Annotated in this window: 17 protein-coding genes; 14 read left to right on the top strand and 3 right to left on the bottom strand. The window is 68.8% G+C overall.

The window, feature by feature from the left end:
* Positions 1-40: 40 nt before the first annotated feature.
* Positions 41-1,246 (bottom strand): MFS transporter, encoded by a 1,206-nt coding sequence (locus AC3A6G_RS23870; protein ID WP_487861731.1) that lies wholly within the window; start codon positions 1,244-1,246, stop codon positions 41-43.
* 149 nt (positions 1,247-1,395) lie between these two features.
* Here AC3A6G_RS23870 and AC3A6G_RS23865 point away from each other — a divergent pair, with 149 nt between their 5' ends.
* Both AC3A6G_RS23865 and AC3A6G_RS23860 read left to right on the top strand, forming a co-directional pair.
* A complete protein-coding gene (locus AC3A6G_RS23865; RefSeq protein WP_487874764.1) occupies positions 1,396-1,791 on the top strand; it encodes an I78 family peptidase inhibitor in 396 nt (131 codons plus the stop codon).
* Between the two features lie 16 nt (positions 1,792-1,807).
* Positions 1,808-2,449, top strand: a complete 642-nt coding sequence (locus AC3A6G_RS23860) for a DsbA family protein (RefSeq protein ID WP_487874763.1) — start codon at positions 1,808-1,810, stop codon at positions 2,447-2,449.
* Here the strand turns inward: AC3A6G_RS23860 and AC3A6G_RS23855 are convergent, their stop codons facing one another.
* Complete coding sequence (locus tag AC3A6G_RS23855; RefSeq protein WP_487874762.1) at positions 2,450-3,367, bottom strand: LysR family transcriptional regulator; 918 nt, start codon at positions 3,365-3,367, stop codon at positions 2,450-2,452.
* Positions 3,368-3,534: 167 nt separating this feature from the next.
* On the opposite strand from AC3A6G_RS23855, the gene AC3A6G_RS23850 reads away from it, so the two are divergent.
* From AC3A6G_RS23850 to AC3A6G_RS23800, 11 genes are all read left to right on the top strand, one after another.
* Entirely contained in the window at positions 3,535-4,191 is a 657-nt protein-coding gene (locus tag AC3A6G_RS23850; RefSeq protein WP_487861727.1) for a hydrolase, read from the top strand.
* A gap of 34 nt (positions 4,192-4,225) precedes the next feature.
* Complete coding sequence (locus tag AC3A6G_RS23845) at positions 4,226-4,507, top strand: XapX domain-containing protein (protein WP_487861726.1); 282 nt, start codon at positions 4,226-4,228, stop codon at positions 4,505-4,507.
* Entirely contained in the window at positions 4,500-6,395 is a 1,896-nt protein-coding gene (locus AC3A6G_RS23840) for an amidohydrolase (RefSeq protein WP_487874761.1), read from the top strand. The genes AC3A6G_RS23845 and AC3A6G_RS23840 overlap by 8 nt, the downstream gene beginning before the upstream one ends.
* Positions 6,395-7,969 (top strand): MFS transporter, encoded by a 1,575-nt coding sequence (locus AC3A6G_RS23835; protein WP_487874760.1) that lies wholly within the window; start codon positions 6,395-6,397, stop codon positions 7,967-7,969. The genes AC3A6G_RS23840 and AC3A6G_RS23835 overlap by 1 nt, the downstream gene beginning before the upstream one ends.
* Positions 7,970-8,045: 76 nt before the next feature.
* Complete coding sequence (locus AC3A6G_RS23830) at positions 8,046-8,867, top strand: alpha/beta fold hydrolase (RefSeq protein WP_487874759.1); 822 nt, start codon at positions 8,046-8,048, stop codon at positions 8,865-8,867.
* A 58-nt stretch (positions 8,868-8,925) separates the two neighbouring features.
* Positions 8,926-9,807, top strand: a complete 882-nt coding sequence (gene dapF / locus AC3A6G_RS23825; protein ID WP_487874758.1) for a diaminopimelate epimerase — start codon at positions 8,926-8,928, stop codon at positions 9,805-9,807.
* On the top strand, positions 9,804-10,502 hold the full coding sequence (locus AC3A6G_RS23820; protein ID WP_487874757.1) for a DUF484 family protein: 699 nt from the start codon (positions 9,804-9,806) through the stop codon (positions 10,500-10,502). Before dapF ends, AC3A6G_RS23820 begins: the two co-directional genes overlap by 4 nt.
* Before the next feature lie 35 nt (positions 10,503-10,537).
* Complete coding sequence (locus tag AC3A6G_RS23815) at positions 10,538-11,134, top strand: YdcF family protein (protein ID WP_487874756.1); 597 nt, start codon at positions 10,538-10,540, stop codon at positions 11,132-11,134.
* On the top strand, positions 11,118-12,131 hold the full coding sequence (locus AC3A6G_RS23810) for a tyrosine recombinase XerC (RefSeq protein ID WP_487874755.1): 1,014 nt from the start codon (positions 11,118-11,120) through the stop codon (positions 12,129-12,131). The genes AC3A6G_RS23815 and AC3A6G_RS23810 overlap by 17 nt, the downstream gene beginning before the upstream one ends.
* A complete protein-coding gene (locus AC3A6G_RS23805) occupies positions 12,128-13,354 on the top strand; it encodes a class I SAM-dependent rRNA methyltransferase (protein ID WP_487874754.1) in 1,227 nt (408 codons plus the stop codon). The genes AC3A6G_RS23810 and AC3A6G_RS23805 overlap by 4 nt, the downstream gene beginning before the upstream one ends.
* A 65-nt stretch (positions 13,355-13,419) precedes the next feature.
* Positions 13,420-14,478 carry a CobW family GTP-binding protein gene (locus tag AC3A6G_RS23800; RefSeq protein WP_487861717.1) on the top strand — a complete coding sequence of 353 codons (1,059 nt, stop codon included), beginning with the start codon at positions 13,420-13,422 and terminating at the stop codon, positions 14,476-14,478.
* A 6-nt stretch (positions 14,479-14,484) separates the two neighbouring features.
* Here AC3A6G_RS23800 and AC3A6G_RS23795 read toward each other — a convergent pair whose 3' ends face one another.
* The gene (locus AC3A6G_RS23795; RefSeq protein ID WP_487874753.1) at positions 14,485-15,951 is read right to left on the bottom strand and encodes a YdgA family protein; all 1,467 of its coding nucleotides are present in this window, start codon (positions 15,949-15,951) and stop codon (positions 14,485-14,487) included.
* A 430-nt stretch (positions 15,952-16,381) separates the two neighbouring features.
* Here AC3A6G_RS23795 and dksA point away from each other — a divergent pair, with 430 nt between their 5' ends.
* Positions 16,382-17,311, top strand: coding sequence for an RNA polymerase-binding protein DksA (gene dksA, locus AC3A6G_RS23790; RefSeq protein WP_487861890.1), 930 nt, complete (start codon positions 16,382-16,384; stop codon positions 17,309-17,311).
* Positions 17,312-17,333: the final 22 nt, after the last annotated feature.

Here is a 17,333-nt window from a genome sequence, read left to right as displayed (position 1 = left end):
GCGTTGGAATCAATCAAGAAAGAAAAAAGAAGAAAAGGAATCAGTGGCCCACCGCCACCGGGCCTGCTGCTGCGCGCACCGGAATGCCGGCACGGCGGTCGAGCGTTCCGCTCCATTGCGTGAGCGCCAGCGACACCAGCACCACCAGTGCGCCGATCCATGGCGTGTGCATCAGCCCCAGGTGGGTCACGATCAGCCCGCCGGCCCAGGCCGCACCCGCAATGCCCAGGTTGAAGGCCGCGATGTTCAGGCCCGAGGCCACGTCCACCGCCTGCGGCGTGAAGCGTTCGGCCTGCTTCACCACGTACACCTGCAGCCCCGGCACGTTGCCGAACGCGACCGCGCCCCACATCAGCACCGCGGCCAGCGCGAGCCACTTGTGCGGCGCCGCGAAGTTGAAGACCAGCAGCACTGCGGCGAGCAGCGCGAAGATGATCTTCAGCGCCGGGATCGGCCCCATGCGGTCGGCCAGCCGGCCGCCCCAGATGTTGCCCAGCGCCACCGACACACCGTACACCAGCATCACCCAGCCGACCGCGCCGGCGCTGAATCCCGACACCTCGGTAAGGATCGGCGCGAGGAACGTGAACGGAATGAACGAGCCGCCATAGCCGATCGCCGTCTTGGCATACACCAGCAGCAGCCGCGGCTCCGCCAGCACCCTGGCCTGCTGCGCCAGCGAAGCCGGTGGCGTGTGGCGGATGTTGCCGGGCACGAAGATCCAGCTGCCCACGAAGGCGAGCACGCCGAGCGCCGAGACCGCCAGGAAGGTTTCGCGCCAGCCGAAGTGCTGCCCGATGAAGGTGCCCAGCGGCACGCCCGTGACCAGCGCCACCGTGAGGCCCGTGAACATGACGGCGATCGCGCTCGCGGCCTTGTCCTTCGGTACCAGGCCGGTCGCGATGGTCGAGCCGATCGAGAAGAAGACCCCATGCGCCAGGCCCGTGAGCACGCGCGCAGCGATCAGCGATTCATACCCCGGCGCCTGCCACGCAAGCAGGTTGCCCACGGTGAACAGCGCCATCAGCCCGAGCAGCAGCGCCTTGCGCGGCAGCCGGCCCGTGAGCGCGGTGAGCACCGGCGCGCCGATGGCCACGCCCAGTGCATAGAGGCTGACCAGCAGGCCGGCCGACGGAAGGCCGATGCCGAGGTCGGCAGCGACGGTGGGGAGCAGGCCGACGATGACGAACTCGGTCGTCCCGATGGCGAAGGCGCTCAGGGTGAGCGCGAAAAGGGCAATGGGCATGAGGCACTCCTTCTGTGACAAGGAGGAGTGTGTGACGTTTGTCTTTGCAGAATAAGCAGGTTCCAGGCAGAAGATACTTGCCTGAAACTCAAGAATCGCGTCGCGCTACGATGCCGTTGCACTTGCAGACACGAAAGAACGGCAGGCCGATGCAGAACACCCGACAGCAACCCCCCACTGGTTTCCATTCCGCGAGCGGGCGCCGCACGGCGAAGTCCCTGACCGGCGCGGCGCTCCTTGTTGCAACCGTGTTCCTCGCGGCTTGCCAGACCCAACCCGAATTCCGACCGCTCACCTCCGAAGTCCCGCCGCCGCCGACCTTCGTGACCGTGCCCGCCGACCCTGGATGCCAGGCCACCCAGGCGAGCTACGCGCTCGGCCGTCCAGTCGCGCAGCCGCTGCTCGAGGAACTGCTCTCGCGCACCGGATCGAGCACCGTGCGAACGTCCGCCCCCGGCGAGCCACTGCCGGCGCCGACCGATCCGAAGCGGCTCAATGTCGACGTCGATGCGCAGGGCCGCATCGCCGGCGCGCGCTGCGGCTGAATCGGATAATGCCGCGATGACCTCCATCGCGCTCGACTGCTACTACAGCCTCTCGTCCCCGTGGGCCTACCTCGGCGGGCCCCAATTGCACGACATCGTGCGCCGCCACCACGTGCGGCTCGCGCTCAAGCCCTACGACTTCCAGGCGGTGGTGCCGCAGACCGGCGGCATTCCGCTGAAGACGCGGCCCGAGCCGCGCCGCACGTACCACGCGCTCGAACTGGCGCGCTGGCGCGACTTCCTCGGCATGCCGCTCAATCTCGAGCCGGCCTACTACCCGAAGGGCGCGGCGGTCGACCCGAACTGGAACAAGTACCCGGGCTGGATGGTGATCGCCGCTCAAATGCAGGGGCTCGATGCGCAGCCGCTCTCGCATGCGCTGCTGCGCGCGCTGTGGGCCGAGGAGCGCGACACCTCGCAGGCCGAGGTTCGCATTGCGGTGGCGAACGAAAACGGCTACGACGGTGCCTCGCTACAGGCGCAGGAGCAGTCGGCCGAAGTGCTCGCGGTGTACCGCGCGAACAGCGCCGAAGCCGTCGAGGCGGGCGTGTTCGGCGCGCCGACCTTCATCCTGAACGGCGAGCGCTTCTGGGGCCAGGACCGCCTGGCATTCCTCGACCGGGCGCTCGACCGCCTGCGCGCGCAGCAGCGGGGCTGATCAGCCCGCCAGCACCGACCGCGGCAGCAACGCAGGCACGAGCGTGCGGTTCAGCCGCTCGCGCCACCAGCGCAGCGCCTGCCCTTCGGCGCCGGTCTTCCATGCGAGCCAGAACGCCTCGGGTGCGCGCGGTTCCTCGGCCGGCAGCTCGACCAGCGTGCCGCGCGCCAGTTCGCCCGCGATGCAGGCGCGTGGAAGGAAGCCGTGGCCCAGGCCGGCGGCCTGGCAGGCAATCTTCGCGGCCATGGAGGGCACGGTGATGCGCGGCTGCCCGGCGAGCAGGCCGACGGTGCGGTCCGACAGCGTGCGCGCGCTGTCGCCCACGACGATCGCATTGCACTCGATCAGGTCGCCGCGCTGCAGCGGGCGCTTGAGCCGCGTGAGCGGATGACTCGGTGCCACGCAGAACGCAAACTCGAGGCTTCCCACCATCGCCGCCTGGTAGCCACCGCCCGCGGGGCCCTCGCCCGCGGCGATGACGAGGTCGGCGCGGCCTTCGCGCAGCGCCTCCCAGGTGCCGGTCAGGGCCTCGCAACCCACGCGCAGCCGCGTGCCGCAGCGCAGCGCCTCGAAGGCGTGGATGTCGCCGATGAGCGATGGCGTGGGAATGATCGAATCGTGCACCAGCCGCAGCTCCGACTCGAAGCCGGTGGCGATCTGCCGCATGCGCGATTCGAGATCGCTCGCGGCATTCAGCAGCCAGCGGCCCTCCTTGAGCATCTCTTCGCCCGCGGCCGTGAGATGGACGCGCGGGCCGTGGCGCTCGAACAGCCGCATGCCGAGCTGCTCTTCGAGCCTGCCCACGGCGTACGAGATGGTGGACGGCACCTTGTTGAGCCGCGCGGCGGCGGCGGCGAAGGAGCCATGGCGCGCAATGGCGTCGACGACTTCGATGGCTTCGAGGCTGAGCTTGAGCACGCGGGGTCCTCCGAAAATCAACGTTCGAAAAATTCGAACAATGACGCTGAAAAGTTTCGCCAATCGCCGGCAAAAAGGCATCGATGATCGAACCTAAGCCAAGGGAAATGTTCCCGAAGCGCATTGTGAATCGAATCGAACCTTTGTCCAACTTCTGGAGTATTTGCATGCCGTCCATCCAAGCCACCCCCACCGCCGGCGCCACGCTGCTGACCCCCGACGACCACACGCTGGTGATGATCGACTTCCAGTCGCAGATGGCCTTTGCCACGCATTCGATCGATGCGGTGACGCTGCGCAACAACGCGGCGCTGGTGGCGCAGGCGGCGGCCGGCTTCAAGGTGCCGACCATCCTCACGACGGTGGCCGAGAAGAGCTTCTCGGGCCCGATGTTCGGCGAGATCGGCGCGGCCTTTCCGGGCCAGAAGATGCTCGACCGCACCTCGATGAACACCTGGGAAGACGCGGCCGTGATCGCTCGCGTGAACGAGATCGGCAAGCCGCGCATCGTGCTGGCGGGCCTGTGGACCAGCGTGTGCATCGTGGGTCCGGCGCTTTCGGCGCTTGACCAGGGCTTCGAGGTGTACGTGATCGCCGACGCCTGCGGCGACGTTTCGGCCGAGGCGCACAACCGCGCGATGGACCGCATGGTGCAGGCCGGTGCACGGCCGATGACCTCGCTGCAATACCTGCTCGAACTACAGCGCGACTGGGCACGCGGCGAGACCTACGAACTCACGACCGGCATCGCCAAAAAGGTGGGCGGCGCCTACGGCATCGGCATCGACTACGCCAAGGCCATGTTCGGCGCCCACGAAGGCTAATGCGGCGAAGCACGTCAAAACGAAAGCACCGGCCATGAAGCCCTACATCGTCTCCCTTGCGCTGGGCCTCCTGGTCGGCGTGATCTACGCGCTGTTCCAGGTGCGCTCGCCGGCGCCGCCGGTGATCGCGCTGGTCGGCCTGCTCGGCATCCTCGTGGGCGAGCAGCTGCCGCCGCTGGTGCGCAGCCTGATGGCCCCGCCGACCGCGGCCAGTTCGTGGCTGCACCACCAGGTCAAGCCGCACGTGTTCGGCGAGCTGCCCCAGTGCCTGCCGACCGACCCCGCACAGAAAGCGAAGGACACCCGCCATGGCTGATGAGAACGCCGCGCCCGACCTGATCCTGCACAACGGCCGCTTCACCACGCTCGACCGTTCCAACCCGGGCGCCGACGCGGTGGCCATCCAGGACGGCCGCTTCGTCCGCGTGGGCCGCGCCGAAGACGTGCTGCCGCTCGCGGCGAGCCGCACCCGCGTGATCGACCTGCAGGGCCGGCGCGTGCTGCCGGGCCTGATCGACAACCACCTGCACATCATCCGTGGTGGCCTCAACTACAACATGGAGCTGCGCTGGGACGGCGTGAAGAGCCTGGCCGATGCGATGGGCATGCTGCGGCGGCAGGTGGCAGTCACGCCGGCGCCGCAATGGGTGCGCGTGGTGGGCGGCTTCACCGAGCACCAGTTCGCCGAGAAGCGGCTGCCGACCATCGCCGAACTGAATGCGGTGGCGCCCGACACGCCGGTGTTCATCCTGCACCTGTACGAGCGCGCGCTGCTCAATGCGGCCGCGCTGCGCGCCGTGGGCTACACCCGGGACACGCCCGCGCCGCCCGGTGGCGAGATCGTGCGCGACGGCCACGGCAACCCGACGGGCCTTCTGCTGGCCAAGCCGAACGCGGCCATCCTCTATGCCACGCTTGCCAAGGGGCCGAAGCTGCCCTTCGACTACCAGCTCAATTCCACGCGCCACTTCATGCGCGAACTCAACCGCCTGGGCGTGACCGGCGCGATCGACGCGGGCGGCGGCAACCAGAACTATCCCGACGACTACGCGGTGATCCAGAAGCTGGCCGACGACGGGCAGCTCACCATCCGCCTGGCCTACAACCTGTTCACGCAGAAGGCCAAGGCAGAGAAGCAGGACTTCCTGAACTGGACCGCGAAGGCCACGTACAAGCAGGGCGACGACTACTTCCGCCACAACGGCGCGGGCGAGATGCTGGTGTTCTCGGCGGCCGACTTCGAGGACTTCCGCGAGCCGCGCCCCGAGCTGGCGCCCGAGATGGAAGGCGAACTCGAAGGCGTGGTCCGCATCCTCGCGCAGAACCGCTGGCCGTGGCGCATGCACGCCACTTACGACGAGACGATCGAGCGCGCGCTCGACGTGTTCGAGAAGGTCGACAAGGACACGCCGCTCGCGGGCCTGAACTGGTTCTTCGACCATGCCGAGACCATCTCCGAGAAGTCGATGGACCGCATCGCCGCGCTCGGCGGCGGCGTGGCGGTGCAGCACCGCATGGCCTACCAGGGCGAATACTTCGTCGAGCGCTACGGCGCCGGCGCGGCCGAGGCGACGCCACCGGTCAAGAAGATGCTCGAGCGCGGCCTCAAGGTCTCGGCCGGCACCGATGCCACGCGCGTCGCCTCGTACAACCCGTGGGTGTCGCTGTCGTGGCTGGTCACGGGCAAGACCGTGGGCGGCATGCAGCTGTACCCGCAGCGCAACTGTCTCGACCGCGAGCAGGCGCTGCGCATGTGGACCGAGAACGTCACCTGGTTCTCCAACGAGGAGGGCAAAAAGGGCCGCATCGAGGCCGGCCAGCTCGCCGACCTCGTGGTGCCCGACCGCGATTTCTTCGCCTGCGCCGAATCGGACATTGCCGACACCACGGCGCTGCTCACGATGGTGGGCGGCAAGGTGGTCTATGGCGCGGGGCCCTTCGCCGCGCTCGACGAAGGCGCGCCACCGCCCGCCATGCCCGACTGGTCGCCCGCGCGGACCTTCGGCGGCTATGCGGGCTGGGCCGATGCGGCCGAGGGCGCGCCGCTGCAGAACGCACTGCACAGGGCGGCAATGGCTTGCGCCTGCGCCAACGACTGCAACGTGCACGGCCACCAGCATGCGACGGCCTGGAGCAGCAAGCTGCCGATCGCCGACCTCAAGAGCTTCTGGGGCGCGCTCGGCTGCGCCTGCTGGGCGGTGTGATGGCCGAAACTCAAAAAGGCGCCTTCGCGCCACTGCGCCAATCCGTCTTCGCAGTGCTCTGGGCCGCCACGGTTCTCGGCAACATCGGCAGCTTCATGCGCGACGTGGCGAGTTCGTGGCTCGTCACCGACCTGTCGGCGAGCCCGACGGCGGTGGCGCTGATCCAGACGGCGGCGACGCTGCCGGTGTTCCTGCTCGCGATCCCGGCGGGCGTGCTCTCGGACATCCTTGACCGCCGGCGCTTCCTGATCTTTGTGCAGCTCGTGCTCGCGGCGGTCAGCGGCACCTTGCTGGTGCTGTCGCACACCGGCGCGCTCACGGTCGAATACCTGATCGCGCTCACGTTCGTGGGCGGCATCGGCGCCGCGCTGATGGGGCCGACCTGGCAGTCGATCGTGCCCGAGCTGGTGCCGCGCGCCGACCTCAAGGGCGCGGTGGCGCTGAACTCGCTGGGCATCAACATCGCGCGCTCGATCGGGCCGGCCGCGGGCGGGCTGATCCTCGCAAGCTTCGGCGCAGCCGCGACCTACGGGCTCGACGTGCTGAGCTATGTGTTCGTGATCGCGGCGCTTCTCTGGTGGAAGCGGCCGGCGGCGGTGGACAGCGGACTGTCCGAGAACTTCCTCGGCGCCTTCCGCGCCGGCCTGCGCTACACGCGCGCCAGCAAGGAACTGCACGTGGTGCTGCTGCGCGCGGCGGTGTTCTTCGTCTTCGCGAGCTCGGTGTGGGCGCTGCTGCCGCTGGTGGCGCGCCAGATGCTCGGCGGCAGCGCGGGCTTCTATGGCGTGCTGCTCGGCGCCGTGGGCGCGGGCGCGATCGGCGGTGCGCTCGTGATGCCGCGGCTGCGGGCCCGGCTCGATGCCGACGGCATGCTGCTGCTGGCCGCACTGCTCGCCGCCGCGGTGATGGGCAGCCTGGTGTTCGCGCCGCCGAAGTGGCTCGCGGTGCTGCTCCTGCTGCTGCTGGGCCTGGGCTGGATCATCGCGCTCACCACCCTCAATGGCGTGGCGCAGTCGATCCTGCCGAACTGGGTGCGCGGGCGCGGGCTCGCGGTGTACCTCACGGTGTTCAATGGGGCGATGGCCGCGGGCAGCCTGGGCTGGGGCCTGGTGGCGCAGCAGGTCGGCGTGCCCGCCACGCTGGTGGCGGGGGCGGTCGGGCTGGTGATCGCAGGGCTGGTGTTCCACCGCGTGAAGCTGCCCACCGGCGAGGCGGACCTGCAGGCGTCGAACCACTGGCCCGAGCCGCTCCTGGCCGAGCCCGTGGCGCATGACCGCGGGCCGGTGATGGTGCAGGTCGAGTACCGCATCCGCAAGGACGACCGCGCGGCGTTCATGGCCGCCATGAAGCGCCTGTCGCTCGAACGCCGCCGCGACGGCGCCTATGCCTGGGGGCTGCACGAACACACGGGCGATCCCGAGCGGATCATGGAATGGTTCCTCGTGGAGTCGTGGGCCGAGCACCTGCGCCAGCACCACCGCGTGTCGCAGGCCGATGCCGACCTGCAGGCCGAGGCGCTGCGCTTCCACATCGGACCGGGGCGGCCCGAGGTGCATCACTTCCTGGCGCTCTGAAAAAACGACGCGCTTCCCGCTTCACCTTTCTTTCATTCTTCTCTCGTATCTTTCATCCACTCCCAAAGAAAAAACCATGACAACACTGACCCTTCGCGACGGCACCGAGCTCTACTACAAGGACTGGGGCACCGGCCAGCCGATCGTCTTCAGCCACGGCTGGCCGCTGAGCGCCGACATGTGGGACGCGCAGATGCTGTTCTTCGCCGAGCGCGGCTACCGCGTCATCGCGTTCGACCGCCGCGGTTTCGGCCGTTCGAGCCAGCCCTGGACCGGCTACGACTACGACACCTTCGCCGACGACATCGCCGAACTGATCGAGAAGCTCGACCTGAACGACGTGATCCTCGCGGGCTTCTCGATGGGCGGCGGCGACGTCACGCGCTACATCGCGCGCAAGGGCAGCGCGCGCGTGGCGAAGCTCGCGCTGATCAGCGCGGTGACGCCGCTCTTCATGAAGACCGCCGACCATCCGGTGGGCCCCGATGCCTCGCTGTTCGCGGGCATCCGCGCCGGGCTGGCCGCCGACCGGCCGCAGTTCCTCGATGACTTCAGCACGCTGTTCTATGGCACCAACCGTCCCGGCGCAACGGTGTCGCAGGGCGTGTCCAAGCAGACGCTGCAGATCGCGCTGCAGGCGTCGATCAAGGCCACGATCGACTGCGTGACGGCCTTCTCCGAGACCGACTTTCGCCCCGACATGGCGAAGATCGACGTGCCCACGCTCGTGATCCACGGCGACGACGACCAGGTGGTGCCGTTCGAGGCCACCGGCAAGCTGGCGGCTGAGATGATCGCGGGCAGCCAGCTCAAGGTGTATGCCGGCGCGCCGCACGCCACCTGCACCACGCATGCGGCGCAGGTCAACGCCGACCTGCTGGCCTTCATCAAGGGCTGAGCCCGCTCCGCTCGGCCCTTGCGGCGCGAGGGGCGGCGCCGATGGCGATAATCCGCCCATGCGAATCCGCTTTACCAAGATGCAGGGGGCCGGCAACGATTTCGTCGTGCTCGACGAGACGCGCGGCACGCTGGGCCTCAGCGCCGCGCAGTACCGCTTTCTGGCCGACCGCCATTTCGGCGTGGGCGCCGACCAGATCCTGACGGTACGCCCGCCGCCGCAGGGCGCCGAGGGCATCGACTTCCAGTACGTGATCCACAACGCCGACGGCGGCGAGGTGGAGCAGTGCGGCAATGGCGCGCGCTGCTTCATGCGCTTCGTGCGCGAACACCAGCTCACCGACAAGGACGAGGTCCGCGTGCAGACGCTGGCCGGCGTGATTGCGCCGCGCATGGGTGCCGACGGCCGCGTCACGGTCGACATGGGCGCGCCGGTGTTCGAGCCCGAGCGCGTGCCCTTCGATATCGCCGGCCTCGATGCGCAGCCCGACGGCGGCTGGCATACCTGGCACCTGGCGCTCGGCACCCATGCCGACAGCGCCATTGTCCCGGTCGCGGTGCTGTCGATGGGCAACCCGCATGCGGTGCAACTGGTCGACGACGTCGACACCGCACCCGTCGCCGTGCAAGGGCCGCAGATCGAGCACCATCCGCGCTTTCCGCAGCGCGTGAATGCCGGCTTCATGCAGGTGCTCGACCGCACGCACATCAGGCTGCGCGTGTTCGAGCGCGGCGCCGGCGAGACGCTGGCCTGCGGCACCGGGGCCTGCGCGGCCGTGGTGGCGGGCATCAGGCTCGGACGGCTCGACGCCCGCGTCGACGTGCAGACGCACGGCGGCATCCTCACCATCGAATGGCACGGCGAGGGCCAGCCGGTCCTCATGACCGGGCCGGCCACCACCGTCTTCGAGGGCGACATCGACGTGCCCGACCTCTCATGACACCTCCCCCGAACAACAACATCGACGCCATGAACCCGATCACCGAAGACGACATCGCGAACTACCTGGCGAACACGCCCGACTTCTTCGAGCGGCATGCGCAGCTGCTGGCGCAGGTGCAACTCACCAGCCCGCACGGCAACCGCGCGGTGAGCCTGCAGGAACGCCAGGCCGAGATGCTGCGCGAGAAGATCAAGGCGCTCGAGCATCGGCTGATGGACATGGTGCGCCACGGCACCGAGAACGTGGTGATCGCCGACCGGCTGCAGCGCTGGACCACCGGCCTCCTGACCACGCGAGAGCCGCGCAGCCTGCCCTACCGCATCGCAGTCGACCTGCAGTCGCTGTTCCTGGTGCCGCAGACCGCCATCAAGATGTGGGACTGCGGTGCCGACTACCTCAACGAAGCCTATGCGCAGTGGGTGAGCGACGACGTGAAGGCGCTCGCCACCTCGCTCACCTCGCCCTATTGCGGGCTCAACTCGGGTTTCGAGGCCGCCAACTGGCTGCCCGAGCCGGCCGGGGCGGCCTCGATCGCGCTGATCCCGCTGCGGGCGGACGCCGAGTCGCCGGCCTTCGGGCTGCTGGTGCTGGCCTCGCCCGACGCCCAGCGCTTCAATGCCGAGATGGGCACCGACTTCCTCGAGCGCATCGCCCAGCTGGCCTCGGGCGCGCTGTCGCGGCTGCGGCCTTGAGCGGCCGGCGGCGGTCCTGGCGGGCCGCACGGGCGGTGCTGGCCGCCGCGCTGCTTGCCGGATTGCTGGCCTACCTGGCGATCGCGGGCGCCATCTGGCGGCGCGCCGCCGTGGCGCTCGACCATCCGCCCGCGCAAACGGCCGATGCCGCGCTCGTGCTCGGCAACCGCGCCTACCTGCGCGGCAAGCCCAATCCCTGCCTCACCGGCCGCGTCGATGCCGCCGTCGCGCTCGCGCGCGAGGGCCGGGTGCGGCAACTGGTGTTCTCGGGCGGCATCGACAAGGAAGACGGGCGCGTCGAGGCCGAAGTGATGGCGCAGCATGCCCAGGCCCAGGGCCATGCCGGGCCGGTGCTGCTGGAGCCGGCCTCGACCTCGACGCGGCTGAACCTTGCGCTCTCTCGTCCGCTGCTGCGGGACGCGGGCGTGCGCAGCGTGATCGTGGTGTCGGAGCCGTACCACCTCTGGCGCGCCGAGCGGCTGGTGCGCGCGAGCGGCTTCGACCGCGAATTCGACGTGCAGTACGCGGCGGCGCGCACGCGCTGCTGGCAGCGCTGGGGCATGCTTTTCAAGGGCGCGTTGCGCGAGCCGCTGGCGGTCGTGAACAATGCACTCCATGGCTACCTCCACTGACCTTGCCGACGTACCCGAAAGCGCCGCAACGCGCTGGATCGAGAAGTACCTCGAACATGTGCGCGTGGAGCGCCGGCTGGCGGCGCGCACCGTCGAGCTGTACGCCATTCACCTGCAGGCGCTGAAGGCCAACGCCGCCGAAGCCGGCCTCGCCCTCGACCGGGTGCAGACCGCGCACGTGCGGCGCTGGATGGCGCAGCTGCACGGATCGGGGCGCGAGCCGCGCGGCATCGCGCTGGTGCTCTCGTGCTGGCGCAGCTTCTACCGCTGGCTCGGCAACGAAGGGCTGGTGGGTTTCAACCCGGTCAAGGACGTGCATGCACCCAAGGCCGCGCGGCCGCTGCCCAAGGCGCTGGGGGTCGACGATGCGGTGCAGCTCGCCGAGCTCTACGACGCCGAGGCTGATCCGTGGACCGAGGCGCGCGACAGCGCCATCGTCGAGGTGCTCTACGGCTGCGGCCTGCGCGTGAGCGAGCTGACGGGCCTCGACGCACGGGCGAGTGCCACCGCGCGTGGCTGGATCGATCTCGAATCGCGCGAAGCCAATGTGCTCGGCAAGGGCGGCAAGCGGCGGCTGGTGCCGATCGGCGCCAAGGCGGCCGAGGCGGTCGGCGAATGGCTCGCGGTGCGCGGCGACTGCCCGGCGCTCGGGGCTTCGGCGCAGCGCGATCCGGACAGTGCCGCGGCGCTCTTCATCAACAGCCGTGGGGCGCGCATGTCCTCGCAGGCCGTGTGGAAGCTGCTGCGCCAGCGCAGCCTGAAGGCGGGGCTCGCGGCGCCGGTGCATCCGCACATGCTGCGGCATTCGTTCGCAAGCCATGTGCTCCAGTCGAGCAGCGACCTGCGCGCCGTGCAGGAACTGCTGGGCCACGCCAACATCTCGACCACCCAGATCTACACGCGGCTGGATTTCCAGCACCTGGCCAAGGCCTACGACGCGGCGCATCCGCGGGCCCGGGCCAGGGACGACAAAGGCGACAACAAGAAAAAACCATGAAAACCCTGCGCCTCAAACCCGGCAAGGAACGCTCGCTGCAGCGCCGCCATCCCTGGATCTTCGAATCGGCGATTGCGCGCGGCGGTGCCGACGCGGGCGAGACGGTGCGCGTCGAATCGCACGAGGGCGCCTTCCTGGCGTGGGCAGCGTTCAGCCCGGTGTCGAAGATCCGCGCGCGGGCCTGGAGCTTCGTGGAAACGCAGCGCATCGATGCGGCCTTCCTGGCGTCGGTGTGCGCACGCGCGGTGGCCGCACGCGGGCTCTTCGACCTGCAGAGCGACGGCGTGCGGCTGGTGCACGGCGAGGCAGATGGCCTGCCGGGCCTGATCGTCGACCGCTACGGCGACACGCTGGTCGCGCAGTTCCTCTCGGCCGGGGTCGAGCGCTGGAAAGCGGCACTGGCCGACGCGCTGCTCGCGGCGACCGGCCTCTCGAAGCTCTACGAACGCTCCGACGCCAGCGGCCGCGAACGCGAGGGCCTGAAGCCCGTCACGGGCTGGCTGCGCGGGGAGGGCGGCACCGAACTCACGATCCGTGAGCATGGCTGGACGCTGTCGCTCGACATCGCAACCGGCCACAAGACCGGCTTCTACCTCGACCAGCGCGACAGCCGGCAGCGTTTTGCCGAACTCGCGCAGCAGCGGCGCTTCCGGCGCGTGCTCAACTGCTTTTGCTACACCGGCGGCTTCACGGTGGCGGCGCTCGCGGGGCTGCGCGCGGCCGGCGCGCTCGACGGTGCCGAACTGGTGTCGGTCGACTCGTCGCTGCCGGCGCTCGAGCGCGCGCGGGCGCACCTGGCACTCAACGGCTTCGGCGACGATGGCGAAGCGCCGGGGCTGAAGGCCGAGTTCCTCGACGCCGACGTGAACAAGGCGCTGCGCGAGTTCATCGAACAGGGGCGCAGCTTCGACGCCATCGTGCTCGATCCGCCCAAGTTCGCACCCACGGTCGCCCATGCCGAACGCGCAGCGCGCGCCTACAAGGACATCAACCGGCTCGCGCTCAAGCTGCTCGAACCGGGCGGCGTGCTGCTCACGTTTTCTTGTTCGGGCGGCATCAGTGCCGATCTGTTCCACAAGATCGTGGCTTCCGCCGGCATCGATGCGCAAGTCGATGGCTACATCAGCGAGCGGCTCGGCGCGGCGCCCGACCACCCGATGACCATCGAATTCCCTGAAGGCGAGTACCTCAAGGGGCTGGTGGTGGTGAGAAAGCGCAACTGAGTGGCATTGGCTAAACTGCCGGCCAGTCCTTCCTTCCCCGTTTTTTCCCGCTTTCGGAGCACACCATGGCCCTCATTCCCGCCACCATCCTCACCGGCTTCCTCGGCTCGGGCAAGACCACGCTGCTCAAGCGCATCCTGACCGAAGCCCACGGCCAGAAGATCGCGGTCATCGAGAACGAGTTCGGCGAGGAGAACATCGACAGCGACATCCTGGTGACCGAATCGAAAGAGCAGATCATTCAGATGAGCAACGGCTGCGTCTGCTGCACGATCCGCGAAGACCTGCGCGAGGCGCTGCAGCTGCTGGCCGCCAAGAAGCGCAAGGGCCTGCTCGACTTCGACCGCGTGGTGATCGAGACCACGGGCCTTGCCGACCCCGGACCGGTGGCGCAGACCTTCTTCATGGACGACGAGATCGCCGAGAGCTACCTGCTCGACTCGATTCTGACGCTGGTCGATGCCAAGCATGCGCCGCAGCAGCTCAACGACCGCCAGGAAGCGCGGCGCCAGGTCGGCTTTGCCGACCAGATCTTCATCAGCAAGAGCGACCTCGTGAGCGCCGAGGAAACCGATGCGCTGATCCACCGCCTGAAGCACATGAACCCGCGCGCGCCGCAGAAGAAGGTGCATTTCGGCGAGGTGCCGCTGGCCGACGTGTTCGACCTGCGCGGCTTCAACCTGAACGCCAAGCTCGACATCGACCCCGATTTCCTCAGCGCCGACGAGCACGACCACGACCACCACGATCACGACCACGCCCATGGCGAGCACTGCGACCATCCCTCGCACAAGCACGAGGGGCACGGCCATCACCACCATGTGGACGACGACGTGAAGAGCTTCGTCTACAGGTCCGACCGGGCCTTCGATCCGGCCCGGCTCGAGGACTTCCTGGGCGCCATCGTCAACATCTACGGCCCGCGCATGCTGCGCTACAAGGGCGTGCTGCACATGAAGGGCACCGAGCGCAAGGTGATCTTCCAGGGCGTGCACCAGCTGATGGGCAGCGATCTCGGCCCCGAATGGGGCAAGGACGAGGCGCGCCAGAGCCGCATGGTGTTCATCGGCATCGAGCTGCCGCGCGAGATCCTCGAGCAGGGTCTCGAGCAGTGCCTCGTGTGACGGGGCTCAGTTCCCCGGGCGGGTGCCCATCGGCTTGCCGTTGAGCTTCAGGCTGCCTTCGCTGAACTCGATGCGGCCCGTGACGTCGGCGCCGTCGCGCTGAACGAAGCCCTTTTCCTCGCCCTGTGCGACCAGCCCGGCCACCAGCTCGGGCGGCGGCATCTGGCCGCTTCCGGCGCCGGTGGCGGCCACCTGCTCGATCCACTGCATGGGCAGCCGCGCACTGGCCTTGAGCACGCCGCGCTTCATCAGCAGCATCTGGCCTGGTGCCGCAAGGTCTTCGTCGGTGACGCCGGCGAGGCCCACCGAATAGCTGAGTTCGCCGCGCTGGCCGTCGATCTCGACGCGCAGTGTGTCGAGCCCGAATTCGGGCCCGTGCCGGGCCATGGCCTTGAGGTCCGGGCCCAGCTGGTCGACGAGCGCCTTCATCGCAGCCTGCGAAGCCTTGGCGCCGCCCTTGCCGCAGCCGTTGACGGCGGCCGACTGCATCCAGGCGTCGGCCAGTTTCCTGTAGCCCGCGGCGTGGATGCGGCGCGCGCCGCTCGCCATCTCGAAGCCGGTGATCTTCGTGTCGCCGACCTGGCCGGTGCCCTTGAGGCTGCCGTTCGAGGCGTAGAGGCCGTCCTGGAGGGTGGCTTCGCCGGCGAGCGCGATGTCCTGCAGCAACACGGCCGGCAGCGCCTTGCCGGCCGCGCCGAGGCCCTTGGGCGCGGCGAACTCGAGGCGTTCGAGGCGGCCCTCGGTCTTGCCGGTGGCGAGCATCCAGCCCGCGCTCGGGTCCATGTCGGCCTTGCCGGTCAGCCTGCCCATCTTGAGGGTCGCGCCGGTGCGGGCATCGACCACGTCCATGCCCGGCATCGCGAGTTCGTAGCGCACATGGGTGCGCGCGCCGTTCACCTCGATGCGCGCTTGCGCGCCCTGCCAGGCGACGCTGGCCTTGCCTTGCTCGTTCAGCGTGACGGGCGCCACGGTCAGGTCGCTGGTGTAGGCGCCATCGAACGCGACGCGGGTGTGCGCCGTCAGCGGCTTGGCCTTGCCGAAGATCTTCTCGGCCTGGGCCTGGCCCTTCACATCGAACACCAGTTCGCTGTCGATGGTCGCGGCCGCCAGCGTGCCACCGGCCAGCGGGCCATGGCGGATGGTGTCGCGAAAGGTGATGCGCATCGCCTTGAGGGGCATCGGGCCGGCATCTTCTGCGGCCTCCTCGTCGGCCGGCTCGGCAGCGGCCACCGCGGGCACTTGCGCCGCGGCATCGGCGGCGCAGCCGATCTCGAGCGTGACGGTGCTCACGGCGCCCAGGAAACCGCGCTCGTAGCTGCGATCGACCACGCGGAACAGCGCGGTCTGCTTCGGCAGTTCGTCCAGGGCGGCGTCGTAGCGCGACCTGATCGTCGAACCGGCCCACCAGGTGGTTCCTCCGTAGGCGAGGGCGATGGCGGCAGCCAGCATGCCCAGAACTGCTTTTTTGCTCAAGATGGCTTCTCTTTTGTAGGAATGACGGGTCGACCGCCCCGACCTTTTTTGTGGTTGGCGGTCTTTGTTGCCCCTCCGGCAACGCCGCGGATGCTACCGGAGCGAGCGGACGTGCATATCCCACTTCCGTTCTAGTTCTCTATACAATCGCGCGCCTGCTCCGGGAGCCGCCTTCGTCCGATCGACGAATCGTGGCGGCCGGTACGGGGCGCCGCAGGTTGACGGCGGGCTTTAGGGGGTATAACCCCGGGGTTCGTCACTGCGGGCACTCCGACGACGGAGCCCACGCGGCCTGAATGAAAGGCCGCAGCCGCTCCCCTCGGGAGAGCACCCAGTGAAAGCGCGTTCCAGTTCGTTCAAGGAGCCAGTCACCGTGAAGAATCCCGCCGCCAAGGCCACGCCAGCAACCAAGCCCGCCGTCAAGAAAGCGGTGGCTGCCAAGGCGGCTGTACCTGCGGCAAAGAAGGTTTCTTCCGCTGCGAAAGCTCCAGCCACCAAACCGGAAAGCGCTCCCAAGAAGCGAGCAACGCCAGCGGCCGAAGCCGCCACCGTTGCAAAGAAGTCTGCCAAGTCCGCGAGTCCCGCCCCCGCCAAGAGCGCGGCAAAGACCCGGGCCGCGGAACCATCGCCATCCAAAACCGTCGGCCGCTCTGCTGCCGCTCCTTCTGCCTCTTCGATCCCCATGAAAAAAACGGCCGCCGCCTCCGCTTCCTCGTCCGCCACGGCGACTCCTTCGATGCCCACCCAGGCCGCAGCACCCGCACCCGCCAAGGGTGGCCGCGTGTCCCGGCTGTCGCAGCTCACCGTGCCCTCCATGCCGCAATCGGTGGCTTCCACCGCGGCCAAGTCCTCTTTCTCCCAGGCGCCATCGACCGCGCTGGTGCCGCCGCCGCCCGTGTCCGTCAAGAAAGACCCGAAGCTCGCGAACAACTGGAAGACCAAGACGGCCGCCGAACTGACCGACGCCGAAGTGATCGCGATGCCCGACGCCGAGTACATGAACGACAAGCAGATGGCGTTCTTCCGCCTGAAGCTGGTCGAGCTCAAGCGCGGCATCCTCGAGAACGCAGGCGAGACCACCGAGCACCTGCGTGAAGACACGGTGGTTGTGCCCGACCCGGCCGACCGCGCGACGATCGAGGAAGAGCATGCGCTCGAACTGCGCACGCGCGACCGCGAGCGCAAGCTGCTCAAGAAGATCGAGCAGTCGATCCAGCGCATCGACGCCGGCGACTACGGCTATTGCGACGAGACCGGCGAGCCCATCGGCGTCGGTCGGCTGCTGGCGCGGCCGACGGCCACGCTGTCTCTCGAGGCGCAGCAGCGCCGCGAACTCAAGCAGAAGATGTTCGGGGACTGAGCAGCAAGCTGCTCGCCCCGGA

The organism is Variovorax sp. Soil_C_26, assembly GCF_057657075.1.
The sequence above is the reverse complement of the archived record's forward strand: the minus strand, read 5'-3'. Positions and strand labels throughout refer to the sequence as shown.